The sequence below is a fragment of the Arthrobacter sp. T2-23 genome (assembly GCF_055398325.1).
Genome location: NZ_AP027917.1, coordinates 2,923,266 through 2,939,996, shown reverse-complemented (window position 1 = coordinate 2,939,996; position 16,731 = coordinate 2,923,266). Strand labels below are relative to the sequence as shown.

Annotated in this window: 14 protein-coding genes; 3 read left to right on the top strand and 11 right to left on the bottom strand. The window is 69.3% G+C overall.

Annotation, left to right across the window (positions count from 1 at the left end):
• Positions 1-28 precede the first annotated feature (28 nt).
• The 4 genes from ACZ5Z0_RS13735 to galU form a co-directional block, all read right to left on the bottom strand.
• On the bottom strand, positions 29-829 hold the full coding sequence (locus ACZ5Z0_RS13735; RefSeq protein ID WP_464108898.1) for an SDR family oxidoreductase: 801 nt from the start codon (positions 827-829) through the stop codon (positions 29-31).
• Between the two features lie 81 nt (positions 830-910).
• The gene (locus ACZ5Z0_RS13730; RefSeq protein ID WP_464108897.1) at positions 911-1,861 is read right to left on the bottom strand and encodes a hypothetical protein; all 951 of its coding nucleotides are present in this window, start codon (positions 1,859-1,861) and stop codon (positions 911-913) included.
• A 144-nt stretch (positions 1,862-2,005) separates the two neighbouring features.
• Positions 2,006-2,626, bottom strand: a complete 621-nt coding sequence (locus ACZ5Z0_RS13725) for a GNAT family N-acetyltransferase (RefSeq protein WP_464108896.1) — start codon at positions 2,624-2,626, stop codon at positions 2,006-2,008.
• A 4-nt stretch (positions 2,627-2,630) separates the two neighbouring features.
• Positions 2,631-3,536, bottom strand: a complete 906-nt coding sequence (gene galU / locus ACZ5Z0_RS13720; protein ID WP_464108895.1) for a UTP--glucose-1-phosphate uridylyltransferase GalU — start codon at positions 3,534-3,536, stop codon at positions 2,631-2,633.
• Between the two features lie 109 nt (positions 3,537-3,645).
• On the opposite strand from galU, the gene ACZ5Z0_RS13715 reads away from it, so the two are divergent.
• The 3 genes from ACZ5Z0_RS13715 (at position 3,646) to ACZ5Z0_RS13705 (ending at position 5,512) form a co-directional block, all read left to right on the top strand.
• A complete protein-coding gene (locus tag ACZ5Z0_RS13715; protein WP_464108894.1) occupies positions 3,646-4,275 on the top strand; it encodes a 5-formyltetrahydrofolate cyclo-ligase in 630 nt (209 codons plus the stop codon).
• Between the two features lie 108 nt (positions 4,276-4,383).
• Positions 4,384-4,635: an FmdB family zinc ribbon protein gene (locus ACZ5Z0_RS13710; RefSeq protein WP_138768645.1), complete on the top strand. Its 252-nt coding sequence runs from the start codon at positions 4,384-4,386 to the stop codon at positions 4,633-4,635.
• Between the two features lie 142 nt (positions 4,636-4,777).
• Positions 4,778-5,512: an RcpC/CpaB family pilus assembly protein gene (locus ACZ5Z0_RS13705; RefSeq protein WP_464108893.1), complete on the top strand. Its 735-nt coding sequence runs from the start codon at positions 4,778-4,780 to the stop codon at positions 5,510-5,512.
• Positions 5,513-5,603: 91 nt separating this feature from the next.
• On the opposite strand, the gene ACZ5Z0_RS13700 is transcribed toward ACZ5Z0_RS13705, so the two are convergent.
• From ACZ5Z0_RS13700 to ACZ5Z0_RS13670, 7 genes are all read right to left on the bottom strand, one after another.
• The gene (locus ACZ5Z0_RS13700; protein WP_464108892.1) at positions 5,604-9,731 is read right to left on the bottom strand and encodes an AAA family ATPase; all 4,128 of its coding nucleotides are present in this window, start codon (positions 9,729-9,731) and stop codon (positions 5,604-5,606) included.
• 209 nt (positions 9,732-9,940) lie between these two features.
• Positions 9,941-11,530 carry a glutamine-hydrolyzing GMP synthase gene (guaA, locus tag ACZ5Z0_RS13695; protein WP_464108891.1) on the bottom strand — a complete coding sequence of 530 codons (1,590 nt, stop codon included), beginning with the start codon at positions 11,528-11,530 and terminating at the stop codon, positions 9,941-9,943.
• Positions 11,531-11,626: 96 nt separating this feature from the next.
• Entirely contained in the window at positions 11,627-12,139 is a 513-nt protein-coding gene (locus ACZ5Z0_RS13690; RefSeq protein ID WP_138768641.1) for a DUF3817 domain-containing protein, read from the bottom strand.
• Positions 12,136-13,002: an SURF1 family protein gene (locus tag ACZ5Z0_RS13685; protein WP_464108890.1), complete on the bottom strand. Its 867-nt coding sequence runs from the start codon at positions 13,000-13,002 to the stop codon at positions 12,136-12,138. Before ACZ5Z0_RS13685 ends, ACZ5Z0_RS13690 begins: the two co-directional genes overlap by 4 nt.
• Positions 13,003-13,065: 63 nt before the next feature.
• Positions 13,066-13,554: a PTS sugar transporter subunit IIA gene (locus ACZ5Z0_RS13680; protein ID WP_464108889.1), complete on the bottom strand. Its 489-nt coding sequence runs from the start codon at positions 13,552-13,554 to the stop codon at positions 13,066-13,068.
• Positions 13,555-13,617: 63 nt separating this feature from the next.
• Positions 13,618-15,369: a glycerol-3-phosphate dehydrogenase/oxidase gene (locus tag ACZ5Z0_RS13675; protein ID WP_138768638.1), complete on the bottom strand. Its 1,752-nt coding sequence runs from the start codon at positions 15,367-15,369 to the stop codon at positions 13,618-13,620.
• Positions 15,370-15,461: 92 nt separating this feature from the next.
• Positions 15,462-16,598 carry a GuaB3 family IMP dehydrogenase-related protein gene (locus ACZ5Z0_RS13670; RefSeq protein ID WP_464108888.1) on the bottom strand — a complete coding sequence of 379 codons (1,137 nt, stop codon included), beginning with the start codon at positions 16,596-16,598 and terminating at the stop codon, positions 15,462-15,464.
• Positions 16,599-16,731 lie beyond the last annotated feature (133 nt).

The window sequence follows — 16,731 nt, the reverse complement described above, 5'->3', positions numbered from 1 at the left end:
GGGGAACGGCGCTATCAACGTTCTTAGGCTACAAACTATCCGCCCGCATTGCCAGCCAGCCCTCAAATGTCTGCGTGCCGTGTCGTTCTTCGGGCACCAGATTCAGGCCCGCCCGCAGGTACCTGCCCATCCCTCCGGGCAGCGGCAGCTCCACGAGACGGCCGCGCGCACCCGTTGCCCGCTGCCAGGAACGTGCCAGCTCGCGCATGTCCACAATCTCGGGACCGCCGATGGTCCGGACGCGATGCCGGACGCCGGAAGGGGCTTCCAGTGCCGCCGCCAACAGGGCAGCCGCCACTTCGGAGTGGGCGATCGGCTGTAACCGGGCTCCCTTCACCACAGGAACCAGCCGGATCCTCGCGCCGGCGGCAAATACGCCTGCCAGCAGGGAATGGAACTGAGTGGCGCGGAGCACCAGGGTCTCGAGCCCGGACTGCTCATAGACCCTTTCCTTCGCCGCCTTGGACCGGTAGTAGCCGACGCTGCTGCGGTCGCAGTTGACGATTGAGAGCATCACCGCCCGCTCCACGCCGGCGTCCTGGGCTGCGGCCAACAACCGTCCGCCGCCAGCGGCGAAATTCTTCAGCGCCTTGCCCGTGAGCCCCTCAAGGCAATCGACGACGACGACGACGCCGGCCAGCGCCGCCGCCAGCCCCTCCCCCGTGGTGACGTCGCCGCGGAAGTACTCGGCGCCGTCGTCGTGTCCGGCGGTGCCCGGCGCTGGCGGATTGCGGCTGAGCACGGCCACCCGGTGCCCGCCGGCGACAGCCTGGCGCACCACTTCGCGGCCCACCTGCCCGGTTCCCCCGGCAACGCAGATGCTAGTCATGCGCCTCAGGCTACCTGCCGCGGGCAACAAAAAGCCCCGGACGGCCGAAATAACGGGTCTGTCCGGGGCGGAAGTCCAGGGTCAGGCGCGGCGACGCTGCAGTACGTCGTCGAGGTTGCTGAGCGCGCTTTGGCCCTTGCCCAGCGGCTTCGAGTCGGGGGCGGCGGTCTCCGGCTGGCGCACGGTGGCCTGCTTGAGCGACGGTTTGCCCACCGCCTTCGGGGCTTCCGGCAGGTCCAGTGGTTGCGGAGCGGCGCGTTCGGCCTTGGGCGCCTCGACATAGGTCGGCTTCGGCACCTCCACGGGCTCCCAGCTGGAGCCCTCGGCGGAGCCTGGATCGCCGACGCGGCGGACAGAGGTATCGCCGGATGCGGCGGCCTCGGCCAGAGCGGCCTGGCGCAGTTCGTCGGCCGTCAGGGGTTTGGGGGCTGGCTTGGGTGCCGCGGCGCCGGCTTCGGCGTCGAACAGCGGGCTTTCTTTCGCCGGAACCGCGGCACGGACGGAATCGGCCCGGTCAGCGGCCGGCGCCGTGGAGGCCCCGTGCGCCGGAGCGCCCATGGCCGAGCGGAACGCGGCATTGAGCTTCCGCCGGCGGTCCCGGACGGCAAGCCTGCGCAGCACCACGACGGCCACGACGGCTCCGAGCAAGGCGAAGACGGCAAGCCAGCCCGAGCCCAGGCCGAAGAGCCGCAAGGCGGCGGACACGACGCCGGTCAGCAGCGAGAGCAGTCCGGCCAGGGCAAGCACCAGCCGACCGTAACGGATCCGGAATGCCGGGCCGGCCGCTGCGGGCTTCCGGTGGCCGTCGGGCTCAACGGAACCCGGGGCGGACTCGGGGCGCTGCGTACTCGTCATCGGTTTCTCCTGCGGGGCCGTCATCGTCAGGACGGATCCGGCTTGGGGGTCTGCTTTTCCTACGTCGGCGGCATCCATCAGGAGCTCGCCCGCCGGCTGCAGCTGGGGGCGGCCGTTCCGGAGCATGTAGGGAGCCACCCATACGATCCAGAGCGCAACAGCAATGACAAGGATCACTGAGCTGCTAAGAGGGAAGTCCACAATCAAAACCGTATGAGCAAGACGGCAGAGCAGGCGGCATTGCCGGCGGTGTGTCGCAAGGCAACTGCCAAAACACTGGAATAATGACGAAAGCGCTGGTCAGGCTGGGGTATCCGGCCGTTACGCCGGGCGGTTTTCCAGCCACCGCGCCAAGAGCCCCTCGGGCACTTCCTCGGCGGTCAAAGCGAAGCTGCGATGGTCCGCCCACTGTCCGTTGATATGCAGGAAACGCGGGCGGTACCCCTCGTCGCGGAACCCGAGTTTCTCCACTACGCGCAGGCTGGGACGGTTTTCCGGGCGGATGTTGATTTCCATTCGGTGCAGCCCCAGGGTGCGGAAGCAGTAGTCCGTAGCCATCGCCACGGCTGTCGGGGCGATGCCCTGGCCCGCGCGGTCCTGGTCCACCCAGTACCCGAGCGTGGCCATCATGGCCGAACCCCAGACAATCGACGAGACCGTCAGTTGCCCCACGATCACCGGTTCCTTGAAGCCCGGGGTCCAGGCCGCAATGACGAAGGGCAGCGCCGTGGCCTGGGCGGCCTGCGCCTTGAGCGAGCGCACCATCTGGCGGTAGTCGGGCAGCCCGCCGCCTGGTACCGGGTTGGAGGCTTCCCAGGGGGCCAGCCACTTGTCGTTGCGGGCCCGCACTTCACTCCACTCCTTGCGGTCCCGGTACCGGATCGGGCGCAGCACGATGTCGCCGCACTCCAGTGTCACCGGCCAGGCGAAGCTGCCCCCCACTGGATTATTTGGTCAGGCTGGAGGCGAACCCGGGCAGCCAGTCGCGCAGGCCGGGGCCCAGGTCCTCGCTGTCGCAGGCGAGCCGGACGCAGGCCTTGAGGTAGCTCAGCTTGTCCCCGGTGTCGTATCGGCGGCCACGGAAGACCACGCCGTACACGCCGTAGCCTTCCCCCTCGCCGGCGGAGAGTTCCTGGAGGGCGTCGGTGAGCTGGATTTCGCCGCCGCGGCCGGGCTCGGTGCGCTCGAGGACCTCGAACACCGCCGGGTGCAGGACGTAGCGGCCGATGATGGCCAGGTTGGAGGGTGCCTCGTCCACGTCGGGCTTCTCCACGAGCTGCTTGATTCGGACGTATTCCTCGCCCTCGACGGCCTCGACGTCGGCGCAGCCGTAGGAGCTGATCTGGGAGGGGTCGACCTCGATCAGGGCGACGACGGAGCCGCCGGTCTTGGCCTGGACCTCGATCATGGTGCTGAGCAGTTCGTCGCGGGCGTCGATGAGGTCATCACCGAGCAGGACGGCGAACGGTTCGTGGCCGACGTGCTGCTTGGCACGCAGCACCGCGTGGCCGAGGCCCATCGGGTCACCCTGGCGGACGTAGTGGATGTCGCCGAGGTTGCTTGCAGCCTGGATGGATTCCAGCTTGGCGGTGTCGCCCTTGGCTTCCAGCGTTGCCTCCAGGGTGGGCACGCGGTCGAAGTGGTCCTCAAGGGCCCGCTTGTTGCGTCCGGTGATCATCAGGATGTCATTGAGGCCCACGTTGACGGCTTCCTCGACGACGTACTGGATGGCAGGCTTGTCCACAACGGGCAGCATTTCCTTGGGCATCGCCTTGGTGGCGGGAAGGAAACGGGTGCCGAGGCCCGCTACGGGGATGACGGCCTTGCGAACAGAGGCGTTGGGTGTAATCACTCGACTAATCTAGCGGAGGGGTCAAATCTTCAGGTAATTGTCCCCCGCCGGCAAGGCTGCAGCGGCCACCCAGCCAGACGGCGCCGCCTAGCCGAAAGGACACCCGCACATGAGCGCCAAGGACGAGATCCGCTCCCGCCACCGACGGGGCCGGGCCGCCCTCTCGCAGCCCGAGCTGGACGCCGCCGGAGCGGCAATCGCCCGCCACGGGCTCGCCTGGGCATCCGGGCTGGCCGACGGCGGGAAGCGCACCTTCGCGGCCTACCTCGGCGTCGGCTCCGAACCCCCCACCCTGCCCCTCCTGGCCGCGCTGCACGGCGCCGGCCACCGGGTACTGCTTCCGGTCTGCGAACCGGCCCTGGCGCTGAGCTGGGTGTATTGGACTCCGGCCTCAGAGTTTGTCCGCAGCCGCTACGCCCCCATCCAGGAGCCTGTCGGCGCCCGGTTCGATACCTCCGTCATGCTCGGCGTGGCCGGGATCTTCCTGCCGGCCACGGCCCTGGACCGCGACGGCAATAGGATCGGCCAGGGCGGCGGTTACTACGACAAGTTCCTGGCCGCCCTCGGGGACCTGCCGTGGGGCGTCCCGGTGTCCGAGACCGGCCCTCTGCCGACAGCGGCCATCGTGTACGACGCAGAGGTGCTGGCCGCCGGCAGCATTCCCGCGGAGTCCTTCGACCGGAAGGTTGCCGCCGCGCTGACCCCGGGCGGCCTCATCCGGCTTTCCGCGCTACCCTAGGCACGCCCGCCGGGTGATAGAATTGGCACTCAGGCCCTGCGACTGCTAACGCCGTAGTTTTCGGCGAGCAGCCCGGGACCTGCTCGTTTGTCCCAGAGGAGGAACCCAGTGCCCACGTATGCATACGCTTGCAAGGACTGCAGCCACGCCTTCGAGATCGTGCAGTCCTTCACGGATAGCTCGCTGACGTCCTGCCCCGAGTGCGAGGGGACCCTGCGCAAGAAGTTCAACAGCGTCGGCGTCGTCTTCAAGGGCTCCGGTTTTTACCGGACCGATTCCCGCGACTCCAAGGGCAGCGCCGTGGCCCCTGCGGCCGCCCCGGCAGCACCCGCCGCTTCGGCTTCCGCCGCCGCCAGCTAGGTCCGCCAGCTAGGTCCGCCGACGCCGGTACCCGGCGCGCTCGGCTACTATGCCGTCCCCTGCGGGGTGGTCCCGCTGCGTTTTATCCACATGGCCGTGCCAGTGACTGCCCCGCCGCGCGGGGCGGCCATAGCGTGGTGCCATGGCCCGCAGTCTCCGCCCACCGCTCGCAACCCCACGGTCCCGGCCGACCCGCGCCGCCCTTGGGTCCGGCGGTGTCCGTAAAATCCAGCCGACGAGGCGCCTCCGCGGCTGGCTCCGGCGCAACCGGAGGCTGGCTGTCGCCCTCCTGCTGTGCCTCGCCACCGGACTGGCCGTGCAGCAACTGACGCCCGCACCAGATTCAACTGTTTCGGCGTGGGCCGCGGCCAAGGATCTCCCGGCCGGCAGGGTGCTGGCGACCTCCGACCTCGTCGCCGTCCAGATCCCGCCCGCGGCACTCCCCGGCGGCACTCTCGACCGGACCGTGCTGGAGGGCAAACAGCTCGCCGTTGCCCTTCGGAAGGGCCAGCTCCTGGCGGACTCCCTACTTGTCGGCCCGGGGCTGCTGGCCGGCAGCCCGCCGGGCGCGGCCGCCGTGCCGCTTCGGATGGCCGACCCCGCCTCCATCCAGCTGGTCTCCCCCGGCCAGCTCATCAATGTGGTGATGACCAGCGGCAGCGGCCCGGAGCAGGCCGCGCCGTCCCAGCTGCTCGCCTCGGCGGTTCCGGTGCTGTGGACTTCCGCCCGCGGCGGCAGGACCGGCCATTGGCTCGACACCGCAGAGACCGACGGGCTGATCGTGGTGGCGGCAAACCCGGACCAGGCCGGACGACTCGCCGGGGCATCCACGCAGGGCAAGTTGTTCTTTGTCCTGGTCGGGTCCGGGACCGGCTAGCCGGATAGCCAGGCACCGGACCGGTCAGCCGGAGCGCGCGGGCCGTTCAGCCCGGGTGTGCGGGCCGTTCAGCCGGAGCACCGGCCGGCGTTCAGCCCCAGTGCGGAGGCTTCTGTTCCTGCAACCAGGCGTCATGGTCATAGCTGCCGGGCTGGTCGCCCCAGCGCCGGGGATCGTCCTCAGCAGCCTTGTTGGGCAGCACTCCCCCGGCGGCCGGCCGCTGCCGCGTGTCGGCGGGCACCGCTTCCCGGGCGGGGGCATCCCGAGACGTGGCCTCTGGAGCGCTCTGGTCACGGTCGCCGCCGCGGGTGTTGTTGTTCTGGTTGTCGCCGTCTGCGTTCATGCCGCCGCCCTCCTTGTTGCCAATAGCTGATTCCTGCCCGCGGTCACCGTCCGCGGACCACCCCTGGGGCGCAGTGGCGGATCCGCCGTAGCTGTGCCGCCCGTCCTCGACGCTCAGGTTTTCAATGTCATCGGAAAAGCCCGGCGAGCTGCGCAAGCGGCTGGGTGCCACGGGCTTCTCCAGGCCGAGGTAGCCGCCGATCCGGTCCGCGCAGGCCGACGGATCGGTAAACACCTCTATGGTCCATAGTGGCATGTAGCGCCAGCCCATACGCTCCAGCAGCTGCGGACGGAGGCGGCTGCGCTCACGCACGCTCATCCGCCGGTACCGCTCGGTGCCGTCGGACTCGATGGCCACCGGGCTGGGGATCTCGGCGTCGTCCTGGCCGATCGTGTGCATCGGGTCCGCCGCGGCCACCATGTCGAGGACCCCGTCGTACTGATGCCAGACCCGCGCCCCGCGGGCCCGGAGCCGGTCGCCGAGGTCGGCCACCAGCGGGTCGGCGCCCAGGGCTTGTTCGCTGGCCGCGGCCCGGGATGCCGGGCTGCCCAGATCCGAGTTGCCGGCTATTTCGCGGTCCAGGAGCTCGTAGAAGTCCACCGCGCCGTGGCTGAGCCGGCTGACGTCCAGGTCTTCCGGGCGGAAGCAGCTGAGCACGTGAAGCGACCGCCGCGCCCGGGTCATCGCGAGGGCGAACTTGGCGCGGCCGCCGTCGGCCGAGAGCGGGCCGAGGCTGTGCAGCGCGCGGCCGTGGGGGGTGCGGCCGTAACCGGGCGAAAAGATGACACGGTCCCGGACCAGGCCTTGCGCCCGCTCCAGGTCCACCACGCGGAAGGACTCGTCTCCGGCGGTGAAGAAGCTGCCCAGCAGCGGGTAGTTGGGCAGCTGCAGCCGGATGGCCTCGCCGATCCGGGCCGCGTGCCGCAGGCTGCCGGTGACCACGGCCAGCGAGGTGCGCGGCCGGAGCCGGGCGTGCTCGAAGACCAGTTCCACCACACGGTTCACCTCGGCGACCACCGATTCGACGCCGTCGTGGTCCGCACTCGGCAGGCCGGTCCCGTCCGGCAGGTATTCCACCGTCAGCGTGCGGTCCAGGCCGGTGGCGGACTGGCCCTCGGGAAGACGGCGGAGTTCGCCGGCGTAGAAACCCTTGCTCAGCTGCCGCACGAGGTCCTCGTCGACGGCACGGTAGACCGTCCTGAGTTTCCAGACAGGCAGGACCGCGGTCAGGGCCTGGTACGCGCTGTCCACGCGCTGGTGCGGGTTCTCGCCGGCGGCGAGCCGCTCGACGCCCACCGAGAAGCTGCGCGGGCTGGCGATCTTGTCGTCGCCAAACGCGATGACCTGCCGGGACCGGGCGACGGCGGGCAGCACAGCCTGCAGGGATGTCGCCTCGGCGTCCAGGATCACCACCGCGTCGAAGCGCTGCTCGGCCGGCAGCAGGGTGGTCAGCAGGTACGGGCTGACGGACCAGACCGGCACCAGCCTGGGCACGAGCTCGGGCGATTGCGCGGTCAGCGCCGCCGGCGTGACCCGTCCGTCCTTCAGCAGGCTGCGCAGCAGCTCGGCCTGCCGGGGGTGCTCGGTCAGGGCGCCACGCCAGCGTTCGGCCAGTTTCCAGCGCAGCCGGGCCGCGCCGCTGGCGATGTGGGCGTTGTCCGCAAGGCGGTACTCCGCCTCGAGCTGGCGCAGCGCATCGCCGTCGGACATGGCGAGGTAGTCGTCGCCGCTGATCATGGCTTCGAGCGCTGACTGCCACCAGGCCAGCTCGAGCTCCGCCGCCACCGACTCGGCCGGCACCTCGCGCTCGGCCAGGTCGGCGAGCAGTTCGCCCAGGCCGTGCTCGCGCATGTTCTCCACCAGCAGCGTCCGCTCGGGCAGGGTTTCCAGCGTGCCGGTGTCCGCGACGAGCCGCTCCAGGCGCTCGACCAGTTCGTTGTACGGGGTCTCGTGCACGGCTCCCCCGGCGCGGGTATGCCGCACGGCCGCAGCGAGCTCAGCCAGCTCGGCCTCCAGCTCCCGGTAGAGGGCCGTGATCTCGGCGAGTCCGGACGGCACGGCCGGGTGCCGCTGGGTGGTGGCGTACTCGGCCCAGGTGGCCCGCTGGTCCTGGACCAGCACCAGCGAGCTGTGGAGGTCCGCGATGTGCACACCGGGCCGGACGTACTCCTTCGCCACGCGGCGCAGCCGGGAGCGCTGCATCGAGGGCATGTCGATGTTCCGCTCACGGCGCCACGCGGACGGGGCGGTGGCGGAGATGAGGTCGTGGACCGGCCGGTCGAAGATGTCCGGGGTGAACTTGTCCAGGCTTTCGCGGACTGCGACCAGCAGGTCGATCTGGTCGCCCCACTCGGCGAAGGTTTCGCCGAGCCGGATCTCCGCGTGCTCGGCGACGCCGCTCATGCGTTCGCGCAGCTGCGGGAGCTTTTCCGCGACGGAGCGGGCCACCTGCTGGGCTTCCTGGGTCTCCTTGCGGGTCAGCAGCCGGGCGCCGTGCCACGGGCTCATGGTCGAGGTGCGGCTGAAGCTGCCCAGCTCGGCAGCGCGGCGGAGCCGTCCTGCCAGTTCCTCGCGGTCCCGGATGTTGTCCAGTACGCTGCGCTTGAGCCGGACCGTGGTGGCCGGCGCCGGGTGGATGGCGGTCAGCGCCGCAAGGGACTGCATGGCCTCGTATGGCGAGCACCCCCAGCGCTGGCGCACGTTGTGCAGGGATGCGACGTGGTCCATGAGGGCGTGCCGGTGCTCGGTCAGCGTGGAGTGCAGGTTCTTCAGCTGCGGTTCCAGCGACTTTTCGTTCCGGACGATCGCCCGGACCAGCTGGCCCTTGAGCTGCAGCGGCGTGGAGTTGCCGGCGAGTTGGACCAGCAGCGACTCGAGCCCGAGTGACTCCAGTTGGGCCGAGATCTCACCGAGGCTGGCCCGCCGGTCGCCAACCACCAGGACGCTCTTGCCCTCGTCGACGAGGGCGCCGATGGTGTTGATGGCGGTCTGCGTCTGGCCGGTCCCGGGCGGGCTGCTGACCACCAGGGAGTCGCCGGCACGGACGGCGTCCACGACATACTGCTGGTCCGTGTCGGCGTCGAGCAGCAGGAGTTCGTCGGCCGGGCTGCGTTCATCGGTGCTCGGGAAGCGCCCTTCCTTGAGCTCGGGGACGTCAACCGGGGTGCCGGCGGCGGCCCGTCCGAGGGAGGCCACGAGCGGGTTGTGCTGGTTGATCCAGGGGTCATCCAGGTTCCCGGAGAGGTCGGCGAACGTGGAGACCAGGAGGTTGTGCTCGATGTCCGCACCGTGGATCGACTGGATCAGGGTGCCAAGGCGGTCCAGGACCGGCTGCGGGTCGTACCGGGCCGTGCTGTAGGCCATCCGGGTCACGGCATTGACGTCGAAGACGATCCCGTGGATGGTCTTCAGGTGCCGGATCAGGGCGGGGTTGATCCGGGCCTGTTCGGTGAGCTGCAGTTCGTAGTCGTCCTCGCCGGGGCGGACGGTCAGGGAAACGGCGGTGAGCATGACCGGCGCGGACACGCGCTGGGGCTTGCCGCCGACGGCGGAGGTCCAGACGACGGTTCCGGCCGAGAGGTAGCCGGCGTCGATGCCGCGGTCGTTGGCGAGCTCGAAGATCTTGGAGCGGAGGTTGCGCGACGCGCGCGCCGCGACGACGTACTGCTGGCGGTCCCGGATCAGGGTGGACAGGCGGGTGCGGCGCCCGGCCATCAGCTGGGCCAGGCCGGAAGGATGGGCGTGCGTCAGGTCAATGGAGCCTTCGGGCGTTTTCGTGAAACGCAGCATGGTGTCTGCTCCGGTGACGGGCTTGAGACCCGACAGCCATTTCCTGAACTCCTCGGAGCCCTCGGGGTGGCCTTGACCAACTGACACTTCTGCCTTCTTTTCTGTGCTCACGGTTTCTGAGTTCGCGCGGGACGCCCTGGACCATACCGGCATGCTTTCGAGGGTAGCCCGAATCAGGCGTCGGTGCCGGGCCGCAACACTGGCGCGGGTCAAATTCGTGGGGCAAATCGCTTCCGTGCAACGGGCCGGAAAAGAGAATGGCCGGCCCCGCAAAAGGAGGCCGGCCATTCACACTGCTATTCCCACTCGATGGTTCCCGGCGGCTTGCTGGTGACGTCCAGCACGACGCGGTTGACGCCCTCCACCTCGTTGGTGATCCGGTTGGAGATCCGGGCCAGGAGATCGTAGGGCAGCCGCGACCAGTCGGCCGTCATGGCATCCTCGGAGGAGACCGGGCGCAGCACGATCGGGTGGCCGTAGGTGCGGCCGTCGCCCATCACGCCGACGCTGCGGACATCTGCCAGCAGCACGACCGGCATCTGCCAGACCTCGTTGTCGAGGCCGGCGGCGGTCAGCTCGGCGCGGGCGATGGCGTCGGCCTTCCGGAGCAGGTCCAGCCGTTCCTTGGTCACTTCTCCGACGATCCGGATGCCGAGGCCCGGGCCCGGGAAGGGCTGGCGGCCGACGATTTCCTGCGGCAGGCCGAGCTGGGCGCCGACGGCGCGGACCTCGTCCTTGAACAGCGCGCGCAACGGCTCAACGAGTTCGAACTGCAGGTCTTCCGGCAGGCCGCCCACGTTGTGGTGGCTCTTGATGTTCGCTGCGCCCTCGCCGCCGCCGGATTCGACGACGTCGGGGTAGAGGGTGCCCTGGACGAGGAACTTGATCTTCTCGCCATGCGCCGCGGCCTCGGCGATGATGGCCAGTTCGGCTTCCTCGAAGGCGCGGATGAATTCGCGGCCGATGATCTTCCGCTTCGTCTCGGGGTCGCTCACGCCGGTCAGGGCCGCCTGGAAGCGTTCCTGCTCATTGGCGACGTAAAGCTTGACGCCGGTGGCGGCCACGAAGTCGCGTTCGACCTGTTCGGCTTCGCCTTCCCGCAGCAGTCCGTGGTCCACGAAGACGCAGGTCAGCTGGTCGCCGACGGCGCGCTGGACAAGGGCCGCGGCCACGGCGGAGTCGACGCCGCCGGAGAGCCCGCAGATCACCCGGGCGTCACCGATCTGCTCGCGGATCCGTTCAACCTGCTCGTCGAGGATGTTGCCCGTGGTCCAGTTAGGTTCCAGCTTGGCGCCCTTGAACAGGAAGTTCTCCAGGACCTGCTGGCCGTAGGCGGAGTGCTTCACCTCGGGGTGCCACTGCACGCCGTAGAGGCACTTCTCCTCGTTGGCGAAGGCGGCCACGTCGGCGCCCGCCGTCGTCGCGAGCACCTCGAAGCCCTCCGGGGCCTCGTGGACGGAGTCGCCGTGGCTCATCCAGGTGCTCTGGTGCTGCGGCATTCCCTCAAGAATGGAGCGGCCCTCCCCGAGGACGGTGGTCTCGGTGGAGCCGTACTCCCGCAGGCCCGTCCGGGCCACTTTGCCACCCAGGGCGTTGGCCATGGCCTGGAAGCCGTAGCAGATGCCGAACACCGGGACCCCGGCCTCGAACAGGTCTGCGCCCACGCTCGGGGCGCCTTCGGCGTAGACGCTTGCGGGGCCGCCGGAGAGAATGATGGCGGCCGGGTTCTTGGCCAGCAGCTGCTCGGTGCTGTAGGTATGCGGAACGACTTCCGAATACACATTCGCTTCCCGGACGCGGCGGGCAATCAGCTGCGCGTACTGGGCACCGTAGTCAACAACCAGCACCGGCCTGTGGGACGTCTGGGATGCAGTGGGAGTGGTCACCGTCCTAGCCTACGTTGCGCCGCTGGTCCCCCGCACCTTGAGAAGCCCCGGGTAAGCGAACTCACAGGAGGGCGCTCCACTGTCCCGCAGGGCGGTTCAGTAGCGCTGCGGCGCCTGCGGGTTGGCCGCGAGTTCGGCCTCCACCTCGGCATGGAACTTCTTCTCCACAAAGAAGGACAGGAACGGCACGACGCCGCCGAGGGCCAGGATGATGAGCTTGGCAAACGGCCAGCGCATCAGCGACCAGAGCCGGAAGTTGGACATCAGGTAGACGACGTACATCCAGCCGTGCACAATCAGCACCGCAACCGAAACGTTCACTCCCCCGATGACCCCCGGAGGCTCGGCGTCGGTGAAGCCGAAGCCGAACGGCTGGCCGGTGACGGCATTCGTGCCGCCGGCGAAGAGGTAGTGGCCAAAGACGTAGCGGGCGATCAGCTCGGCGCAGAGCAGGAGCAGCATGGAGCCCGTCAGGTACGCGAGCACCTTGTAGAACTTGAGGGCGGAGCGGATCTGCGCCTCGGTGCCGCCAAAGCGGCGCTTCCGGCCGCCGGGAGTTCCCGTTCCGTGGGGCTGCTGCGGCTGGATGGCCGGCTTGGGCTCGATCATGGTTGCACTCTCGGTTCGATGGGATGCGGGTCGGTTTCGGAAGAATGAAGGTCGCCGTGACTGCCCGCGGCAGCGAGCCGGGCAGCCTCTTCATCCTGGGCGTCTTCGAGGCCGCGGCGGTAGTCGTCCTTGACCAGGCGCCACCAGATGAAGAGCGCAAAGCCGGCGAAAACCACCCATTCGGCGGCGTAGAACAGGTTGAGCCAGTTCACCGTCTGCGCCGGCGGCTGCGGGCCGATCGCCAGCGGCTTGATGGCGCCGGAGGCTGCCACATCCGCCCCGGCGGAGCGCTCGGAGCTGGCAGCGACGAAGCCGGGGTAGCTGCTGACGTCCCAAAGGTTGATGAGTTCGGCGACGGAGACGGCGCTGGCGCGGCCGGGTCCGGCGTCGGTGTTGGGTACCGGCGCCTCGGACGGGATGAGCCGGCCGGTCAGTTCAATGGGGCCCGACGGCGGCGCTGCGGCGTCCGCGGCGTCGGCCACCCAGCCGCGGGCCACCGGAATCCAGGTCTGCGCCGAAGCTCCGGCACCGGACAGGGCCGGGGCGCCCTGCACGGCGAAGGCGGAGACGATCCAGAACCCTTTGGCGCCGTCGTGGATCCGCCCGGGTACGAGGACCTGCTTCTGCGGATCGTAGCTGCCGGTGAGGGTAACCACCTGGTCCGCCACCGAGCCGGGGAAGAACTGTCCGGGCTTCAGGACCGAGGTCAGCGGGCGGGGCTCCTCGGTCCCGGTGGAAACCGGTACCTCGGCCCGCGTGGAGCGGCCGAACTGCCACTGGCTCAGCAGCACAAAGACCCCGGAGATCACGAGCGCAAGCACGAGGCCTGCGATCCAGCGGGGTTTGAGGGCGGTTTTCAGCACCCCTTAACCGTACTTCGTCCCTGCGTAGAACAACGAAACGGGCTACGGCGGCACAAGGCGGTGCTAGTGATCGAAGAACACCAGGGACGAGTTGATCAGTTCGGAGATCACCTCGGGGTCGTAGGCGCGGCGGAGGGACTCCCGGAAGGACTCCTTCGACAGCGAGCGCGCCAGGGTGGCGAGGACCTCCAGGTGGTCCGAGAAGGAACTGGCCGGGGTCGCAATCAGCAGGACCACGGTGGCCGGTCCGTCGGCGGCGCCGAAGTCCAGCGCTTTGCCGTACTTCGTGATGCCGACCGCGATCGAGGTGCGGGAGACAAACTCGCTGCGTGCGTGGGGCAACCCGACCCCGCCGGGCAGGCCGGTTGCCAGCTGGTGCTCGCGGGCGTTCACGTGGCCGAGGAATCCCTCGAGGTCCGAGATCCGGCCGGCGTCGTACATCCGCTGCGCGAGCTGGGCCGCCGCGTCGAACTTGTCCTTCGCGTCCAGCTCCAGGATCACCATCTGCGGCGTGGTGAGGTCGGCATCGTACCGGTCCAGTGGTTCCGCCAAGAGGTGTCCCTTCGATCTGGCGTCGGTGCACGCCGACTGGTGGTGCGCCGTGCGGCGCCCCGGTCAGCGCAGCGGGACGATGTCCTCCACGCCCATCCGTGCGGCGTCCGCGGATTCGTCGTCCGGCTGCTCCTGGCTCAACCGTTCGGCGTCGACCCGGGCCAGGTAGTGCTTGATTTCGCTCTCGCGCTGCGCATCGCTCCAGCCGAGAACCTCACCCATCAGTTTAGCGACTACCGGGGCGGCGGACACACCGCGGTCCCAGGCCTCGATCGAAATCCGGGTCCGGCGGGTCAGCACGTCCTGGACGTGCCGGGCGCCTTCGAACCGGGCCGCGTAGACGGCTTCGGCCGCCAGGTAGTCGTCCGCCCCCGGCAGCGGTTCGGCCAGTTCGTGGTTCTCTCCGATCAGGGCCAGCACCTCCGGCGCCATCGAGCCGTAGCGGTTGAGCAGGTGCTCGATCCGAGCGACGTGGACGCCGGTTTCCTCGGCCATCCGGTTGCGCTTGTTCCACGCCGCCTTGAACCCGCTCGCGCCGAGCAGCGGGATGGATTCCGTGCACGACGGCGGGACGCGCTCGTCCATGCTGCGTGTGGCCTCGTCCACAGCGTCTTTGGCCATGACCCGGTAGGTGGTCCATTTGCCGCCGGCGACGACGACGAGGCCCGGAACCGGGTGCGCCACCACATGCTCGCGGGACAGCTTGGCCGTGGAGTCGTTCTCCCCCGCCAGCAGGGGCCGCAGGCCGGCGTAGACGCCTTCGACGTCCTCGCGGGTCAGGGGCCGCTTGAGGACCTTGTTGACGTGTTCGAGGATGTAATCGATGTCCTTGCTGGACGCGGCGGGGTGCGCCTTGTCCAGGTGCCAGTCGGTGTCGGTGGTGCCGATGATCCAGTGCCGGCCCCACGGAATGACGAAGAGCACGGACTTCTCGGTCCGCAGGATCAGACCCACCGTGGACTGGAAGCGGTCCCGCGGCACCACCAGGTGGATGCCCTTGGAGGCACGCACCTTCAGCTGGCCGCGGTCGGTGACCATGGCCTGGGTCTCGTCGGTCCAGACCCCGGTGGCATTGATGACCTGCTTGGCCCGGATGTTGAAGCTCGAGCCGTCCTCGTGGTTGACGACCTTGGCCCCGACCACCCGCTCGCCTTCGCGCAGGAAGTCCACCACGGACATCTGGTTCACGGCATGCGCGCCGTAGTAGGCCGCCGTCCGCACGAGGTTGGCGACGTACTTCGCGTCGTCGACCTGGCCGTCGTAGTAACGGATGGACCCGACGAAGGCGTCGTCCTTGAGGCTCGGGGCCGCCCGAAGCGTGCCCCGGCGGCTCAGGTGCTTGTGGAACGGGACGCCGCGGCTGTGGCCGCCGGTGATGGACATGGCGTCGTAAAGGGCGATGCCGGATCCGACGTAGGGCCGCTCCACGAAACGTTTGGTCAGCGGGTACAGGAAGGGGACGGGCCGGGCCAGGTGCGGGGCGAGGACGGAAAGGATCAGCCCGCGCTCGTGCAGGGCCTCCTTGACGAGGGCGAAGTCGAGCATCTCCAGGTAGCGCAGTCCGCCGTGGATGAGCTTCGAGGACCGGGACGAGGTGCCGGCCGCCCAGTCGTTGGCCTCGACGATGCCGACGCTCAGGCCGCGGGTCACGGCATCAAGGGCGGCCCCGGAGCCGACGATGCCACCGCCGACGATAAGGATGTCGAGTTCCTTGCCGGGCTCGGTGCTGGCCTTGAGCACCGCGAGGGACGCTTCGCGTTCCGCGGGTCCAAGCGCACCGCCGGCCAAGGGAGCACCACCGGGAAAACTGTTCATCTCACGCCTCCATCCGGATCAAACCTCGTAGTGCACCACACTACTTCCAAGTTCTCCGGATGGGCAGGGCTTTACCGGCCCCGGCGCAGGGCTCAGTTCCCGGCGTAGGGCGAGACGACGACGTCGACGCGCTGGAATTCCTTCAGGTCCGAGTAGCCGGTGGTCGCCATCGAGCGGCGCAGCGCGCCGATCAGGTTCGAGGTGCCGTTGGTGTGGTGGCCCGGGCCGAACAGGACCTCCTCGAGCGGGCCGACGGTGCCGACATTGGCCCGGTCGCCGCGGGGCAGTTCCAGGTGGTGGGCCTCCTGGCCCCAGTGCCAACCCTTGCCGGGTGCCTCTTCGGCCCGGGCCAGGGCGCTGCCGAGCATCACGGCGTCGGCGCCCATGGCGATGACCTTGACGATGTCGCCGGAAGTTCCCATGCCGCCGTCGGCGATCACGTGAACGTAGCGGCCGCCGGATTCGTCCATGTAGTCCCGGCGGGCGGCCGCGACGTCGGAGATGGCGGACGCCATCGGCGAGTGGATGCCCAGGGCCCGGCGGGTGGTGGAGGTCGCGCCGCCGCCGAAACCGACCAGGACGCCCGCGGCGCCGGTGCGCATCAGGTGCAGGGCCGGGGTATAGCCGGCCGCCCCGCCGACGATCACGGGGACGTCGAGTTCGTAGATGAACTGCTTGAGGTTCAGCGGCTCGTGGTCCTTGGAGACGTGTTCGGCCGAGACGGTGGTGCCGCGGATGACAAAGATGTCGACGCCGGCGGCCACCACGGTCTTGTAGTGCTCCTGGGTGCGCTGCGGGGTCAGCGAGCCGGCCACTGTGACACCCGCTGCACGGATCTCGGCCAGCCGGGAGGTGATCAGTTCGGGCTGGATCGGGGCCTGGTACAGCTCCTGCATCCGGCGCGTGACGGCGGGGCTGTTGGTCTCGTTCTCGAGGGCGGCAATCTGGTCCAGCACCGGCTGGGGGTCCTCGTACCGGGTCCACAGCCCTTCCAGGTCGAGGACGCCGAGGCCGCCAAGCCGGCCCAGCGCGATGACCGTTTCCGGGGACATCGCGGAGTCCATCGGCGCGGCAATGACGGGCATGTCGAACTTGTAGGCATCGATCTGCCAGGAGACGGACACGTCCTTGGGGTCGCGCGTGCGCCGGTTGGGGACGATCGCAATGTCGTCCAGGGAGTAGGCACGACGCCCACGCTTGCCACGGCCAATCTCAATCTCGTAAGTCACGTGCCCACTTTACTTGACGCGGCCGTTGGACCGGCGCGGCCCGTGCCCGCAGGTCCTGCATTGTGGCACCTTGTCCATGGGCCGCGGTCACGGGAGGGCATGTGCCGCCGGCGGAACCGGTAACCGGCGGATG